Raw genomic sequence first — 15,046 nt, 5'->3', positions numbered from 1 at the left:
CGGCCCAAATTGGACCCGCCTGTGCTCCGTCTGGGCAGCATAGCAGGTGGGGACAGGATGCGAGAAGATGAAGGCTGGGCAATTCAGCCGTGAGGCCTTTGAAGAGGCGGAAACAGACGCGGGGAACACCAAGGCAGGCTGGCGTAAATCCTGGTGCCAGATCAATCTGCAAAACTCTCAGGTTGCGGCGTCCGAGCCCTGAGCGGCGCTCTGTTTTTGCAACCAGAGCAGGGCCTGCACCCTCAGGAAAGAGGCCAGAGACTGAACGGGGCGACGTTCCGTATCCAGTTGCGTGACCAGCACGGGGAGAGGCTGATTATGGTCGCGGGCCATGTCTTCCAGCACCTGCCAGAACTCCGGTTCCAGCGCCACGCTGGTATCATGACCGGAGAGAATCAGGCTGCGTTTGCGCAAATGGGCACTCATGCGCAAAGGCCTTCCAGACGGGCGACGGCCCATTGGGCGGCCTCGGCCACGACGCTGTCCGGGTCCTGCGTGAGGCGATGGGCGTGCGGGCGTAATTCTGCGAGTCCGGAATTACCCATGGCGATCAGCACATTTCGCACAAAGCGGTTGCGCCCGATGCGTTTAATGGGAGAGCCGGAAAATTTCTGACGGAAGGCGGCATCATCCAGCTGGCTCAGGCTGACCAGATCCGGGGCCATCAGGTCAGGCCGGGGTTGCAGTTTGATTTGGCGCGATGCCTGCGCAAAGCGATTCCATGGGCAGACAGCCAGACAATCATCACACCCATAAATATGCGTACCAATGGCAGGGCGCAGGTCCAGAGGAATGGGGCCGGCATATTCAATGGTCAGATAGGAAATACAGCGTCGGGCATCCATACTGTAGGGAGCCGGGAAAGCCTGTGTGGGGCAGGCGGTCAGGCAACGCGTGCAACTGCCGCACCCTCCGCCCGAAGGGGGCGAGGTGGGCAGAGCCAGTGTGGTGTAGATTTCCCCTAAAAACAGCCAGCTGCCATGACTGCGGGACACCAGATTGGTGTGCTTGCCCTGCCAGCCGAGTCCGGCCTGCTCTGCCAGCGGCTTTTCCGCAACTGGGGCGGTATCCACAAAGACTTTAACGCCGGGAGGCTGGGGACGCAGTTCTTTGGCGGGGTGTTGGTCGGGTGTGTTATGCTGGTTGCTGTGGGTATTTCGGCGTTGTGCGGCGGTAAGCGCCCGCGCCGCTTCCAGAGTGCCCTCCCGGACAACAAATTGCGCCAGATGCTTCAGCATGCCTTTGATCAGGTCATGATAATCGCGGTGGCGCGCGTAAACGGAAATATTGCCCCGGTCAGGCTGGCTGAGAGTGGCGAGCGGATCGCCCTCCGGTGCGTAGGACAGGCCGAGCGCAATCACGGTGCGGGCTTCCGGCCAGAGGGTGGTGGGTTGGGTGCGCTGGTCGGCTCTGTCGGCCAGCCAGCCCATTTCGCCGTGATAGCCGTTGGCCAGAAAGTCCGTCAGACGGTCCCGAACCTCCGGGCCAAGATGGGCGGGGCAGAAGCCGATGGCGTCAAACCCCAGTGCCAGAGCTTTTTCCCTGATCCGGGCCGCCAGTTTTTCTGCTCCGCTCAGGGAGGACATAGGGACTGCTTTCAGGGGACCGGAGGAATGGTGGGTTGAGGCATTTCGTCTTCCGTCCAGTCTTCCGCCGCCCAGTTGGCGCGTAGCGTAGTGGCGAGTTCGTCCAGGCGGCCTTCCACAATGGCTTCGCGAATCTGGCGCATCAGGCGCTGATAGTAGGCAATGTTATGCCATGTCAGCAGCATCGGGCCGAGAATTTCATTGGCTCGGAACAGATGGTGCAGATAGGCGCGGCTGTGGCGGGAACAGGCCAGACAGTCACAGTCAGGGGAAATGGGACGGGCATCCGTCGCGTGGCGGGCGTTGCGCAGGTTGAGCGTGCCGCGTTCCGTATAAGCGCGGGCAGTGCGACCGGCGCGTGTGGGCATCACGCAGTCAAACATGTCCACGCCGCGCTGCACGCTGCCCAGCAGGTCATCCGGCGTGCCAACGCCCATCAGATAACGCGGGGCATTTTGCGGCATGACGGGCACCGTGGTGTCCAGCGTGGCGAACATCAGTTCCTGCCCTTCGCCTACAGCCAGACCGCCAATGGCGTAGCCTTCAAACCCGATATCCGTCAGGGCTTTAACGCTTTCCGCCCGCAGGTCCTGCTCCGTGCCACCCTGCACAATCCCAAACTGGCCATAGCCGGTGCGCTGCACAAAGGCCTCGCGTGAGCGGGCGGCCCACCGCATGGACATCCGCATGGAAGCGGCAATGGTTTCCGGCGGTGCGGGCAGGGCCGGGCATTCGTCAAAACACATGGTGATAGTGGCATCCAGCGCGTGCTGAATGTCGGTCGAGATTTCCGGTGTCAGTCGATGGTAAGAGCCATCAATGTGGGAACGGAAGGTGACGCCATCCTGATCCAGCTTGCGCAGTGCGCCGAGGGACATCACCTGAAACCCGCCGGAATCGGTCAGGATCGGGCCGGACCAGTCCATAAAGCGATGGAGGCCACCCAGCGCACGGATACGTTCCGCACCCGGCCGCAGCATGAGGTGGTAAGTGTTGCCCAGCACAATGCCGGCTCCGGTGGAGCGCACGGCATCCATCGTCATGGCCTTGACGGTGCCGACGGTGCCCACCGGCATGAAGGTGGGGGTGGCGACGGGGCCGTGGGCGGTGTGCAGCATCCCCGCGCGGGCAGCGCCGTCCGTGCTTTCACAGGTCCAGTGGAAACGGCTCATGCGGACTCTCCGGTGCGGTGGGCCTCAATAGGGTTGGCACAGCGCAGCAGGCAGGCGTCCCCGTAGGAATAAAAACGGTAACCCGTCTGGATGGCATGGGCGTAGGCCGCACGCATCCGCTCTTCCCCCGCAAAGGCGCAGACCAGCATGAACAGGGTCGAGCGCGGCAGGTGGAAGTTGGTCATCAGCATATCGACAGCGCGGAAGCGGTAGCCGGGCCGGATGAAAATGGAGGTGACATCATCAAACGGATGCACAATGCCGTTTTCATCCGCAGCACTTTCCAGCAGGCGCAGGCTGGTGGTGCCGACAGCAATAATGCGGCCTCCGGCCTTGCGCACGGCATTGATGCGATCCGCTGTTTCCGGCGTGATGATACCGCGTTCGGCATGCATATGGTGTTTGGAAATATCATTTTCACGAACAGGCAGGAAGGTGCCTGCGCCGACATGCAGCGTCAGGGTGCAGCGTTCCGCGCCGGTGGCGTCGACGGCTTCCAGCAACGTGGGGGTAAAATGCAGCCCTGCGGTGGGAGCCGCGACAGCCCCTTTATGCTCGGCAAAAATGGTCGCGTAATCCTTCGCGTCCTGCGCGGTGGGGCCGTGCGGGCGATGGATATACGGGGGCAACGCCAGTGCGCCGACGTCCTGCAGGAACGTATCAAACGCAGAGCCTTCGGCGGAAAAACGCAGCACTGCACCGCCGCCTTCTTCCCGTGCCAGAACGGTGGCGGTGTGGCTGCTGCCGTTAAAGGTCAGGGTGTCGCCCACCTTCAGGCGGCGGGCATTGCGCACCAGCACATGCCATGAGGTATCGGGCAGAATCCGGTCCAGCGTAATCCCGATATGCGCTTCACCGCGCAGGCCATGCAGCTGGGCGCGGATGACGGCGGTATCGTTCGCTACCAGCAGATCACCCGCTTTCAGCAGGCTGGGCAGATCGCTCACATGGCGGTCCATAAAGGGGCCGTGTGGGGGGACATCCAGCAGACGCGCGGCTTCACGCGGTCGGGCTGGTTCCTGCGCAATCAGGGTTTCGGGCAGGTGGAAATCAAAATCTTCGGTGCGGTCGCTCATGTTGAAACGGGTTTACGCAATAGGGTGCAGCGACGCCAGAGGGGAGTGGCGTCTGGAGGGGGCAGAATGCCGGATAACGCACGTTTTTTCAGGATAAGGAGGCTTGAGGGCGGTGTCTGGCCTGACGCTTACTGTCCGCCGAAACGGCCAGACATGGGTGCTGCGTTCTCTCGCGGGGTTGAAGAAGGCGCTCTGCGGGGCCAGATTTCGCTTTGCAAACAAACCCATATGGAGACCCACTATGTCTTATGCCCTGCTGGATGCTGCCCGTGTTGCCAAAGCGGCCAAGGTTTCTCTGGATGTTCTGAAGACAAACCCGGAAACCACGGAAGCCCACCAGCGTAAAGTGATCATGATTGAACGGATTGAAGTGCTGGCTGCTGCGGCTGCGGATTCTGACGCAGGCAAGGCTGTCACGCTGACATCTGAAGAATTCTGGCTGATCAGCCGCAACTGGTAAGAAAGGCGCACCCATGGCTTTTGTTCTGACAAGTCCCGCGTTTACGGACGGGGCCACTCTGCCGCAGGCTCAGGTTTATAACGGCATGGGGCAGACGGGGCAGAATTTATCCCCGGCTCTGGAGTGGAAAAATGCTCCTGAGGGCACCAAAAGCTTTGTGGTGACGATGTATGACCCTGATGCCCCCACCGGGTCCGGCTGGTGGCATTGGGTTGTCGCCAATATTCCCGCCAGTGTGACGGTGCTGCCCGAAGGGGCCGGGTCTGGGAAAGGCGGCTTGCCGGAAGGAGCCGTGCAGGTGCGCACCGATTTTGGCGCTCCCGGCTATGGCGGGGCTGCACCTCCTCCGGGTCCGGCGCATCGCTATATTTTCAGTGTCTATGCGCTGGACGTGCCCAAACTGGATATTGCTCCTGACGCCAGCCCGGCCATGGTGGGTTTTATGGTGCACCACCACAAACTGGCCTCTGCCAGCCTGACGGCTCTTTACAGCGGCGAGAAACCCTGACGCCTGTGCGTGATGGCTTAGCGTTCTGTTACGGCATAAAAAAACCGGCTGTGCCTGCTTTTGCAGAGGCACAGCCGGTTTTTTGTTTGATGGAAACTTATGACCCGCCGCCAAATAACACGCCGGAGTCTTAAAGGCAGTCAGGCCGTTAAGGCCTCCATGAGCGGCGGCAGATACTGGTCCAGTTTGACCCGTAGCGGCATGAGGTAAGCACAGCCCAGATCCTGCGAGAGCTGGCGCAGAACGGACTGGGCAAACTGGATGTTGGCGTCCAGCGTTGGCTCAAAATCCCTGGGGAAGACCACATGGTTGGTGGTTTCCCAGTATGAGCGGGAGCGCGGACCGATAACGGGGGAAAGTCCCCAGAAAACCTGTTCATCCTGCAACCATTCGCGGCAGAGGTCGAACAGCTTCAGGTCAAACACAGGCTGGGTGAAAAACCCTTCGGCTCCTGCGTCTTTCTTGCGGGCAATATCTTCCAGTTCCCGCCAGGGGGCGCGGCGATACGGGTCGAAGGCTGCGTAAATGCGCAGATGCGGCGCTTCCTTCCGGTAGCGGCGGATAATGCTTTCCGTGCTGTTGGGATAAGTGCGGTGGGCAAGGTCAGCCGGCGGGTCACCATGCACCACCAGCACTTCCTTCAGCCCCGGCAGGGTGCTGCCGGGGAGGGGAGCGCCGGGGGCGATATCAATGGCCCGCACGTGCGGAACAACCGTGCCAAACTGCGGCATGGTCAAAGCCGCAGCGTCCCAGCTCCGCAGCGGGAAGCGCATCAGATCCGGGATATTCAGCGTGTCTGCTGCCGGGAACAGTGTTTTGACACTGGTGACGTCCTGCGCAAGCGCGTCCTCGCTGCGCGGGATCAGTTCAACGGAAAGGCGGGACAGACTCATTCGGATTTCCCCGTTACCAGCAGGCGGGCGGCCATCAGGGTGTTTTTCAGCAGGCAGGCAATGGTCATGGGACCAACACCGCCCGGAACAGGTGTGATGCGGCCAGCCACTTTCACGGCTTCATCAAACACCACATCGCCGACCAGACGGGTCTTGCCGGTCTCGGTCGTCACGCGGGTAATGCCCACGTCAATCACGGTGGCACCGGGTTTGATCCAGTCACCATGCACCAGTTCCCGGCAGCCGGTGGCGACCACCAGAATATCACCCTGACGGGCCAGAGCCGCCGTGTCCCGCGTGTGGATATGTGCAATAGAGACCGTGCAGCCTTCTGCCAGCAGCAGCAGAGCCAGCGGTTTGCCCACCAGATTGGAACAGCCAATTACCACCGCGTGCTTGCCGCGCATATCGCCCAGCTGGTCCCGCAGCAGCAGCAGGCAGCCCAGCGGTGTGCAGGGGATCAGGCTGGGCAGGCCAATGGCCAGACGTCCGGCATTGATTTCCCCAAGACCATCCACATCCTTTTCCGGCTGAATGGCATTGGTCACCCGGCGGGCATCCAGACCGTTCGGCAGGGGGAGCTGCACCAGAATACCGTGAATTTCCGGGTCATGGTTAAGCCGCTCAATCAGCGCGAGCAGTTCTTCTTCCGAGGTTGTTTCCGGCAGCATGTGCATGAAGGAGCGCATACCGGCGTGGTGCGTCTGAATGGCTTTGTTGCGCACATAGACTTCACTCGCCGGGTCATTGCCCACCAGAATAACGGCCAGACCGGGGGTGACGCCATGCTCGTCATGAAACGTGCGCACATCTTCGCGGATCTGCTGCCGGAGGGTGGCGGCAAAGCCTTTGCCGTCGATGAGGGACGCCTGATGGTCAGACGGAAGGGAGGGGGATGTGCTCATCGTCACTGCTGCGGTCAATCCGGAAAAAGGCGGTTGGAAGACCTGTCTGCCATACGCAAAAAAACGGGCGCCGACAATGGCAGGGCCTGCATGGAGGGCGTGCGGAAGAGGCGGAAAGCTGCCGAATATGAACAGGGTGAATGACGGAGAGGCCGGGAGAGAACTAACGTATAGGGCAGAGCCTCAGGGCTGACCCGGCTCATCCTTCTTGTAAGGCGAGAAAGCGCTCAGGGCTTCTGCTTCTGCCCGTATGGCTGGGCGTTCTTCCGCCAGAAAAGCGGAAACGGCGGAACGGAGCGACGTGTTTTCCAGCCAGTGGGCAGAATGCGTCAGGCTGGGCACATAGCCCCGCTGAATTTTATGCTCACCCTGTGCTCCGGCTTCTACGCGCTTCAGCCCGTGAGCGATGGCAAAATCAATCGCCCGGTAATAGCACAGCTCAAAATGCAGGAACGGCCAGTCTCCGGTACAGCCCCAGTTACGGCCATAGAGCGTATCGCCCCCGAGCAGATTAAGAGCGGCTGCGACGGGTGTGTCGCCGTGCCGGGCCATCATCAGCACAACCTTGTCGCCCAGCCGTTCGGAGAGCAGGGGGAAGAAGGCCGGTGTGAGGTAGGCGCTGCCCCATTTGCGGTCCACCGTGTTGCGATAGAACGTATAGAAGGCCTGCCAGTCAGCCGGGGTAATCTCATCGCCACGGAGGGTATGGAAGGTCAGCCCGGCAGCGTTGGCGTCGCGCCGTTCGCGCTTCAGCACTTTGCGTTTGCGGGAGGCGAGGGTGGCCAGAAAATCGTCAAAGCTGCTGTAGCCGTGATTATGCCAGTGATACTGCACCCCAAGGCGGGGCAACCAGCCGCGCTGGCTGAGCAGGTCGCTTTCCTGTTCCTGACAAAAGGTAACATGCGCGGAGGAAAGACCGGTTTCTCCGCAAATCTGACGCAGGGCATCCGCTAAAACGGCGGCTGTTTCTGGCGGAGCAGAAGGAGCGCACAGCAGGCGCTGGCCGGGGGCTGGTGTGAAGGGGACAGCCACCTGTAATTTTGGGTAATACTGGCCGCCTGCGGCTTCAAACGCACGGGCCCAGCCCTGATCGAACACATATTCGCCCCAGGAATGGCCTTTCAGGTAGGCCGGGCAAACGGCGGCAAGGGTGCCGTCCGGAGCGTGCAGGGTGACATGCCGGGGCAGCCACCCGGTGCGCTGGCAGACAGACCCGCTGTCCTCCAGCGCAGAGAGAAAGGCGTGGCTGACAAACGGATTGTCAGCCCCCGCGCAGGAATCCCACGCGGCGGCATCTATGGCATGAAGGCCGTCATGCAGAGAGACAGACCAGTCAGACATGACGGTGCCTCTTCATTCACCCGATTTCAAACAGGCCTTCAACTTCAACCGGGGCATCCAGCGGCAGGGAGGGGACGCCAACGGTGGAGCGGGCATGGCGACCGGCATCACCAAACACGTCAACCGCCAGATCGGACGCGCCGTTCATGACGGAAGCGTGTGCGGTGAAGTCCGGCGTGCAGGCAATAAAGCCACCCAGACGCACGACGCGCTTCACGCGGCTGAGGTCACCTACAGCGGCTTTTACCTGTGCGATCACGTTGATCATGCTGTAGCGCGCTGCTTCCACAGCGGTATCCACAGCAACAGCGCCACCGAGCTTGCCCGTCGCAAACAGCTTGCCATCAGCCAGCGGAAGCTGACCGGAGACAACCAGCAGATTGCCGGTCTGCACGCAGGCCACATAGTTGGCTACAGGGGCTGCCGGTGTGGGCAGGGTGATGCCGAGGTCTTTCAGGCGGGCTTCAGGCGTGGTGCTCATGAGATGCGAGTCCTTAATTCAAAGGGTTCTGGCAGGCCCGGGCTAGCTGACCAGCCGCAGGCTGCCACGTTTGCGGAGAGCAGGGTCGCTCTCCTGCGCCGGGAAATCAAGCGGCAGAAGCGGGTCCGGGTCCATCTGGCTGTCCTGATGCGGGCCATCGGGCAGCTTTTTATCCAGATACGCATCAGACAAGGCGCGGAATGTGTAGTCCAGCATGGAGGTGGCGTAAGAGGCCACAGGGTCTCCCTCCACCGTGCCGGACGGGCCGAAGCAGGAATAGGCAAAGCTGCTGACATACGCTTCCAGCGGCGCGCCATATTGCAGGCCAATGCTCACAGCTTCCCCAAAGCTTTCCATCAGGCCTTTGACCATGGAGCTTTCCCGGGTGGGGTTCAGTGCCAGTTCACCCAATGTGCCGTCTTCATACTCACCTGTGCGCAGGAACAGCCTGTGGCCGCCAATGCTGGTTTTCTGGGTAAAGCCGCCGTGCCGCGGGGGCAGGGCGCGGCGCATGCCACGCTCCAGCTTGCGGACCAGCGTTTGCGCAGTCGGGTCAGGTCGAGCTGGCATCCGGTCAATAAAGCCGGTCAGAGCGCGATACATGGCCATATGGGCGTTCGGGCCGGGGAGCGGCAGCACCGGTTCACCAGCCAGTGCGCCGGCGAGGGCTGTTTCTGTCGTAAAGCCGCGGGCGTCCAATCGGTTGCGCGTGCTGGGGGATAGTCGGCCATCGGGCCGAAGCAGGGAGAAGACCGGGGCCATCCCGCAGGCTTCCACCCCCAGAAGCCCATCTACTGCGCTGCATGTGGAAAAGCCGGTTTCCACCGTAGCCAGAGGCGTCTCGGTCGCCACGGCGGCTTCCCGCCACACGGCGCGGAGTGTCTCGCTCAGGCCGGGCAGCACGGTGCGCACGGGCGGCAGCGGTAGGGACTCGGGGCCTGTTCCGGAATGGGCGGTCAGGGTCGCCAGTGTGGCAATGGCGCAGGCGGCGGCGCGGCCATCTTCACTGTCATAATCCAGACCAACTCCAGCCAGACAGGCATCGAGGTTGGTGAGCATAATGTCACCAGCGATGACGGGCGGGGCGGGCTGTTCATCACTGTCTTTTGCAGCCGGTTTGACCGGGGCTTCCGCCTCCGGGGCCGGCGCAAACAGGTCGGGCAGAGGCAGTTCACCATTCCGCTGGTCTGCCGTGGTGCGGGCCGCACTGCGCAGAACAGAGGAGAGCAGGCGGATAGCGGCCACAAAGGTCTCAGCCGCAAAGCCCTCGCCGGGAGAGATAAAGGCGGCCAGATTCACCAGAAAGCCGGGGGGGCGATCAAACTCGCAGGACCAGACGGGTTCCGTGGGGGCAGCCTGCCGCAACAGCAGCAGCCACACCAGAGAGCGGGCCGTTGCATCATCCTGCGTCAGCGCATCCACCCAGCGGGAGGCGACGGTAGCAAGGTCCACGGCATGTGTGCCGGGCACAAGCTGGGCCAGAGCGGAAGCTGCGTCTGCATCCCACTCAGCGGGCAGTGTCACGGAGCGAAGGGGCGCATCCGGGTCAGCTGCGGCCTGTAGCGTGCTCATAAGCACGCCGTTCCAATGGCGTCTGGCTCTTGTCATGGGAGGGAGTTTACGCGTGCTCCAAACCCCGGTGGAACCCGTGCCAAGCGCCATTTGCGGTATACAATGCCCGGTATAACGAGGATATGGGGGATAACTTTTCAAACGCCCGGTTTTGCTGGCACTCCGGCAGATCTGATCGAGTGGAGTTGATCGCTTATCCCCCAAAAAACATGGACCAGCGGGGCTGTGGAGTCTTATCCTCAGACCCATGGCAAACTTCGGAACATGGCTGCATACCCGTCGCAAAGGTCGCCTTATTGGCAAGGATGGTGACGGTCGATGCTATTACGAATCCACAGGGGCCGCCCGGCGTGGCGGCGGCGTGGACCGGCCCGAACGCTGGGTGATTTATCTGAAGGGGGAAGACCCTTCCGCCGTGCCGCCGGAATGGTGGGGCTGGCTGCATCATACGCTGGATGCGCCGATCCCGCAGGAGGAGCGCAAGCCCTGGCAGTTGCCACATCAGCCAAACATGACCGGCACCGCGCAGGCTTACCGGCCAGCGGGCAGCCCCTATAAAACCGGCCAGCATCCTCCCGCGACAGGAGATTACGAGTCCTGGTCTCCTGAGGCGTGATCTGAAACGCATTCCCTGCTAAGGTGCGTGTCCAGACAGGGAGTAGACAGGACGCATGGCTTCAGTAACGGCAGTAAAACCCCGGCGCACCTCTATGGAGTTGCTGACCGGCGTTCTTGTTCTCGGCCTGCTTGGGCTGATGCTTGTTGCGGCTGTGGTAGGGGAAGGCCGCAAGACCGACACCACCGGATACCGGCTGCATGCCGGTTTTTCCCATATTGACGGACTGGGCGTTGGCTCGGACGTGCGGCTCGCGGGTGTGACCGTAGGGCAGGTGGTTTCCGCGCGTGTGAACCCGCAGACCTTCAAGGCAGAAGTCACCTTTACCGTACGGCCAGATATCAAGCTGCCGACGGACAGTGCTGCCATTATTACCAGTGATAGTCTTCTGGGCGGCAAATACATCGCCCTTTCTCCCGGTGGTGACGACCACATGATGGCGGCTGATGCGACTATCAGCGAGACGCAGGGCGCTATCAGTCTGGAACAGCTCCTCAGCAAATTCATCTTCTCGGTGACCGATACGCTGACCCGCGCGAACAAAGATGCCGTAGGGAGCAAAGCGCCGGCTGCCGGGGATGCAGGCAAGGCCGATCTTCCATGAGCCGTTCTGATCTGACGCTGACTGCTTGAAGAGGACGACCCCGCATGGAAAGCCCCAAACTCTGGCTGCAGGATGATGGGCAGCCTCTCTCCTGTCAGGAAAAATTGCGTGTGCTGGATGAAAACTGGCAGGAAGTGCAGGAAATTCTGCAGGATGCGTTTGAGGATGCCGTGTTGATGGGGGTGAGTGAGCAGGGGATGCGTGCGCATCTGACCGACCTTGTCGCCTCTCTTCAGTCTCCGCATCAGGGAAACAAAGCATGAGCATGAAGCATTTTTCCCGTCTGGCCCTTCTGGGCGGCATGATGGTTACAGCGGGTGGCGGTTGGGTCGTTGCAACGCCTCACGCGCAGGCCGTGGGCACACCTCTGGCTCCCCCCGCCGTTTATGGGCAGGGTGTATGGCAGGGCAAGGGAACCGCCGTGGTGCGGGTGCTCGACCGGCTGGACGCGCATGTGGAGATGATTTCGGTCCCGACGGGAACCACAGCGCACTACAAGAGTTTGGATATTAGCGCGGGCCGGTGTCTGGAACGGCCTAAGACACTCTCCCCCGATGCGGCCGGGTGGCTGGAGTTGCATGACACGCATCCTGATGGGGCAACCTTTAAGGGCTGGATGCTGGCCGCAGAGCCGGGTCTGGGTGTGTTTGAAAGCGCTGTGTATGACGTGCGGATGGTGCGGTGTGAGGGGGCGGATGTTGCCCCCATGGCGCCTCCGCTCCCAACGCCCGCTGTGCCCGTGCTGACGCCGTCTGCGGGGGATCAGTCTGCACCCACGGGTGATGGGGCTGGCAACGGCGGCAGCCATGCACCGTCTGGTTCTGGCACGCCACCTGCGGGAGATGCTCTTCCCGCATCTCCTGAATCCGGTGGAGAATATTAAGCCGGGCGGGCCTGACCGTTCATAACGGTGCGGTCTGTCTTGCTTTTCAGGGGAGTTGTCGGGCCGGGCAGGCTCAGGCATCGTTTCATGAAGCAATCGGGCGTCAGCACAGGGGCTGGCTGATCCGATCTGTGGCAAAACAAGACGAGGTGTACGTGATCGGTTCTTCTTCCAGTCAGGAATTTCGCTTTCAGGTTCCCTCTCTGGATCAGGCGGCGTTCCTCCTAGATTTTGACGGCACTCTGGTTGATATCGCCCCCACGCCAGACGCTGTGGTGGTGCCGGAAGGGCTGCCGGAAACTCTGCGCCGCCTGCGTGCGGCCTGTGGGGATGCGCTGGCCATTGTGTCTGGCCGGTCGATTGATCAGATTGATCATTTTCTGGGGGATATCCCGTTTGCCGTGGCCGGTGAGCATGGCATTGCCGTAAGGCATCGCCCCGGAGGCCCGATTGAGCGGGCAGCACTTCCGTCAGTTCCGCAATCATGGTTTGCCGAGGCACGCGACCTTATTGCAGCGTGGCCGGGTGCACGGCTGGAGCATAAGCCGGGTGGGTTCGTTCTGCATTATCGCGCTGTGCCGGAAGCCGGAGCGGCCCTGCGTGAGGCCGCTGAAAACTGGGTGAAGGGCACCAATGGCACCTTTGAAGTCCAGACGGCAAAAATGGCGTGGGAAGTCCGGCCTGCGGGTGTCGATAAAGGCTATGCCGTCAGCATGCTGATGAAATCTCTCCCCTTTGCTGGCCGGAAGCCGGTTTTTGTGGGCGACGATGTGACGGATGAAGACGGCATGGCCGCAGCAAAGCGCCTTGGTGGCATTGGGCTGCGTATTCCCATTGATTTTCCAAACCCGACGGCATTTCGTGCATGGCTTGCTTCTCTTGTTGAAGGGAAGGATTAAGCGATGGGGCGTCTGGTTGTTGTTTCCAATCGTGTTCCTGCGCCGCGGGACCGATTGCAGCCCGCTGGCGGGTTGGCTGTTGCCCTGCGTGCGGCGTTAAAAGAAGGCAGTTGCCTGTGGTTCGGCTGGTCCGGCCAGCAGGTTTCTGAAAAAGAGGGGCATGACCCGGAAGTCAGTCTCGATAAGGTGGAGAACGTCACCTACGCTACGATCGACCTGACACATTCGGAATATGACGGGTTTTACCAGAAATATTCCAACGGCATCTTATGGCCGCTCTGCCATTACCGCGCTGGCCTTATGGATTATGACCGGAAAGATCAGGTCATTTACCAGAACGTCAATGAGCTGTTTGCCCGCAAGCTGCTGCCGCTTTTGCAGCCGGGTGATCAGATCTGGATTCATGATTATCATCTGTTCCCGCTGGGGCAGGCGCTGCGGGATCTGGGGGTGACAGCCCCCATCGGGTTCTTCCTGCATATTCCGTTCCCGCCATGGAGCCTGATGCGGGCTTTACCGGAAGCTGACGCTCTGCTGCGCGCCATGCAGGCGTACGATGTGATCGGTCTGCAGACGGAGGACGATGCCCGGAATATGAATGACGGGTTCTCCATCGTCGGCGTCAAGGCAAAGGCTGAGGTCTTCCCCATTGGGATTGATCCGGACAGTTTTGCCAAACAGGCCGAAGACGGGCTGAGCAATCCGGACGTGCAGCGCCTGAAGGAAAGTCTGCACGGTAAACCATTCATTATCGGGGTGGACCGGCTGGATTATTCCAAAGGCCTGCCGGAGCGCTTCAAAGGGTATGAAATCTTTCTGGAGCGTTACCCTGAGCATAGGGGGAAGGTCGTCTATCTTCAGGTAACACCGGTCTCCCGCGGAAATGTGCCGGAGTATCGCGCCCTGCGGCGGGAGCTGGATGAAGCTGCCGGACGTATTAATGGCACCTATGGCGACTTTGACTGGACGCCCATCCGGTATCTGACGCATCCTGTGCCACGTGCCCTGCTGGCCAGTTTCTACCGGCTGGCAGATGCAGCGCTTGTTACGCCTTTGCGGGATGGTATGAATCTGGTCGCCAAGGAATATGTGGCGGCACAGGATAAGTCGAACCCCGGTGTGTTGATTCTCTCGCATTTTGCAGGAGCCGCGCCGGATATGGTGGCAGCTCTGATGGTTAATCCGCATGATGCGAATGATATTGCGGATGCCCTGCACAAAGCTCTGACCATGCCTGATGGGGAGCGGCGTGCGCGGTGGGATCATCTTGAGCCGGACGTCTGGCGCGTTACGGCGGTGACGTGGGCGCGTGATTTCATTCAGGCTCTTGGGAAGGCCCGTTTAGCGTGAGATCAGCATTTTCTACCAGAAAAATGGGTCTCTTTCTGGCGCTGGCTGGCGCTTTGGCGCTGGGTGTTGTGTGGTGGGTGGAACATGTTCTGCACATCATGCCCTGTGAGTTGTGTCTGGTTGAGCGCTGGCCCTGGCGCATTCTGATCGTTATTGGCGTGATTGATGTTCTGCTGCCCGGTGCCGCAGGGGGACCTGTGCTGTGGCTTTGTGTGCCGACTCTGCTGGCTTCTGTTGGTCTGGCGTTCTGTCATGCCGGGGTGGAGTGGGGCTGGTGGCCCAGCCCGTTGCCGGGGTGCCATGCTCCCGATATTACTGGCACCACCATGGCGGAGCGGCTGGCTTCCATGCCACTTCTGCCTTCCAAACCATGTGACGCCCCGACTTATCTGATTCCGGATCTGCCCTTGTCCATGTCTATCATGGGTGGGCTGTATGCGGCGGCTGTGCTGGGCGTGTTTGGTGTCTGGCGCTATCGGCTTAGCCGGACTGCCCGTAGAATATTTTATTAAAAGAAAAAAGCTGGAAGCCGCCTGTGTATAACATGCAGGCGGCTTCCAGCGTGTACCGTGCAGGGTATTTTGTTCCCTGTCGTCAGTTAAGCCCTGAAGAACGTAGCCCCCGTCATATGCATACTGCGCAGAAGCCAGCCGAAGGGCACGCGCCGCTCCAGCGTTTCGACAGAGGTAAAGGCCAGCGA

General features: G+C 61.0%; 19 protein-coding genes. 10 read left to right on the top strand and 9 right to left on the bottom strand.

Annotated elements, in window-relative coordinates; translation table 11 throughout:
- Positions 1 to 67 precede the first annotated feature (67 nt).
- Entirely contained in the window at positions 68 to 202 is a 135-nt protein-coding gene (locus tag AD928_RS15285) for a hypothetical protein (RefSeq protein ID WP_256441401.1), read from the top strand.
- On the opposite strand, the gene AD928_RS05515 is transcribed toward AD928_RS15285, so the two are convergent.
- The 4 genes from AD928_RS05515 to queA are packed head-to-tail and all read right to left on the bottom strand — an operon-like array spanning position 178 to position 3,834.
- Positions 178 to 426 (bottom strand): ribbon-helix-helix domain-containing protein, encoded by a 249-nt coding sequence (locus AD928_RS05515; protein ID WP_062248934.1) that lies wholly within the window; start codon positions 424 to 426, stop codon positions 178 to 180. The two genes, AD928_RS15285 and AD928_RS05515, sit on opposite strands and share 25 nt — an antisense overlap.
- The gene (queG, locus tag AD928_RS05510; RefSeq protein ID WP_062248932.1) at positions 423 to 1,586 is read right to left on the bottom strand and encodes a tRNA epoxyqueuosine(34) reductase QueG; all 1,164 of its coding nucleotides are present in this window, start codon (positions 1,584 to 1,586) and stop codon (positions 423 to 425) included. Before queG ends, AD928_RS05515 begins: the two co-directional genes overlap by 4 nt.
- Positions 1,587 to 1,597: 11 nt before the next feature.
- Positions 1,598 to 2,758, bottom strand: coding sequence for a tRNA guanosine(34) transglycosylase Tgt (gene tgt / locus AD928_RS05505; protein ID WP_062248930.1), 1,161 nt, complete (start codon positions 2,756 to 2,758; stop codon positions 1,598 to 1,600).
- On the bottom strand, positions 2,755 to 3,834 hold the full coding sequence (queA, locus tag AD928_RS05500; RefSeq protein ID WP_062248928.1) for a tRNA preQ1(34) S-adenosylmethionine ribosyltransferase-isomerase QueA: 1,080 nt from the start codon (positions 3,832 to 3,834) through the stop codon (positions 2,755 to 2,757). The genes tgt and queA overlap by 4 nt, the downstream gene beginning before the upstream one ends.
- 241 nt (positions 3,835 to 4,075) lie before the next feature.
- Here queA and AD928_RS05495 point away from each other — a divergent pair, with 241 nt between their 5' ends.
- Together AD928_RS05495 and AD928_RS05490 are read left to right on the top strand one after the other, a co-directional pair.
- Complete coding sequence (locus AD928_RS05495; RefSeq protein ID WP_062248926.1) at positions 4,076 to 4,294, top strand: hypothetical protein; 219 nt, start codon at positions 4,076 to 4,078, stop codon at positions 4,292 to 4,294.
- 13 nt (positions 4,295 to 4,307) lie between these two features.
- Complete coding sequence (locus AD928_RS05490; RefSeq protein ID WP_062248923.1) at positions 4,308 to 4,802, top strand: kinase inhibitor; 495 nt, start codon at positions 4,308 to 4,310, stop codon at positions 4,800 to 4,802.
- A gap of 140 nt (positions 4,803 to 4,942) precedes the next feature.
- Here AD928_RS05490 and AD928_RS05485 read toward each other — a convergent pair whose 3' ends face one another.
- The 5 genes from AD928_RS05485 to AD928_RS05465 form a co-directional block, all read right to left on the bottom strand.
- Entirely contained in the window at positions 4,943 to 5,695 is a 753-nt protein-coding gene (locus AD928_RS05485; protein ID WP_062248920.1) for a methylenetetrahydrofolate reductase, read from the bottom strand.
- Positions 5,692 to 6,600 (bottom strand): bifunctional methylenetetrahydrofolate dehydrogenase/methenyltetrahydrofolate cyclohydrolase, encoded by a 909-nt coding sequence (locus AD928_RS05480; RefSeq protein WP_156102551.1) that lies wholly within the window; start codon positions 6,598 to 6,600, stop codon positions 5,692 to 5,694. The genes AD928_RS05485 and AD928_RS05480 overlap by 4 nt, the downstream gene beginning before the upstream one ends.
- 183 nt (positions 6,601 to 6,783) lie before the next feature.
- Positions 6,784 to 7,941 (bottom strand): GNAT family N-acetyltransferase, encoded by a 1,158-nt coding sequence (locus AD928_RS05475; protein WP_062248917.1) that lies wholly within the window; start codon positions 7,939 to 7,941, stop codon positions 6,784 to 6,786.
- A 16-nt stretch (positions 7,942 to 7,957) separates the two neighbouring features.
- The gene (locus AD928_RS05470; RefSeq protein WP_062248913.1) at positions 7,958 to 8,422 is read right to left on the bottom strand and encodes a RidA family protein; all 465 of its coding nucleotides are present in this window, start codon (positions 8,420 to 8,422) and stop codon (positions 7,958 to 7,960) included.
- A 42-nt stretch (positions 8,423 to 8,464) separates the two neighbouring features.
- Complete coding sequence (locus AD928_RS05465) at positions 8,465 to 10,030, bottom strand: TSCPD domain-containing protein (protein ID WP_062248910.1); 1,566 nt, start codon at positions 10,028 to 10,030, stop codon at positions 8,465 to 8,467.
- A 211-nt stretch (positions 10,031 to 10,241) separates the two neighbouring features.
- On the opposite strand from AD928_RS05465, the gene AD928_RS05460 reads away from it, so the two are divergent.
- From AD928_RS05460 to AD928_RS05430, 7 genes are all read left to right on the top strand, one after another.
- A complete protein-coding gene (locus AD928_RS05460) occupies positions 10,242 to 10,610 on the top strand; it encodes an NADH-ubiquinone oxidoreductase subunit NDUFA12 family protein (RefSeq protein ID WP_062248897.1) in 369 nt (122 codons plus the stop codon).
- Positions 10,611 to 10,665: 55 nt separating this feature from the next.
- Positions 10,666 to 11,214 carry an outer membrane lipid asymmetry maintenance protein MlaD gene (gene mlaD / locus AD928_RS05455; protein ID WP_062248895.1) on the top strand — a complete coding sequence of 183 codons (549 nt, stop codon included), beginning with the start codon at positions 10,666 to 10,668 and terminating at the stop codon, positions 11,212 to 11,214.
- A 44-nt stretch (positions 11,215 to 11,258) separates the two neighbouring features.
- A complete protein-coding gene (locus tag AD928_RS05450; protein WP_043551328.1) occupies positions 11,259 to 11,477 on the top strand; it encodes a hypothetical protein in 219 nt (72 codons plus the stop codon).
- Positions 11,474 to 12,097 carry a DUF2155 domain-containing protein gene (locus AD928_RS05445; RefSeq protein ID WP_233419963.1) on the top strand — a complete coding sequence of 208 codons (624 nt, stop codon included), beginning with the start codon at positions 11,474 to 11,476 and terminating at the stop codon, positions 12,095 to 12,097. Before AD928_RS05450 ends, AD928_RS05445 begins: the two co-directional genes overlap by 4 nt.
- A 155-nt stretch (positions 12,098 to 12,252) precedes the next feature.
- Complete coding sequence (gene otsB, locus AD928_RS05440) at positions 12,253 to 12,996, top strand: trehalose-phosphatase (RefSeq protein WP_062144277.1); 744 nt, start codon at positions 12,253 to 12,255, stop codon at positions 12,994 to 12,996.
- 3 nt (positions 12,997 to 12,999) lie between these two features.
- On the top strand, positions 13,000 to 14,346 hold the full coding sequence (locus AD928_RS05435; RefSeq protein ID WP_062248892.1) for an alpha,alpha-trehalose-phosphate synthase (UDP-forming): 1,347 nt from the start codon (positions 13,000 to 13,002) through the stop codon (positions 14,344 to 14,346).
- A complete protein-coding gene (locus AD928_RS05430) occupies positions 14,343 to 14,858 on the top strand; it encodes a disulfide bond formation protein B (RefSeq protein WP_209436663.1) in 516 nt (171 codons plus the stop codon). Before AD928_RS05435 ends, AD928_RS05430 begins: the two co-directional genes overlap by 4 nt.
- Positions 14,859 to 15,046: the final 188 nt, after the last annotated feature.

It is taken from the genome of Acetobacter cerevisiae (assembly GCF_001580535.1).
Taxonomy (GTDB): Bacteria; Pseudomonadota; Alphaproteobacteria; order Acetobacterales; family Acetobacteraceae; genus Acetobacter; species Acetobacter cerevisiae.
This window is presented reverse-complemented; position numbering and strand designations above follow the sequence as displayed.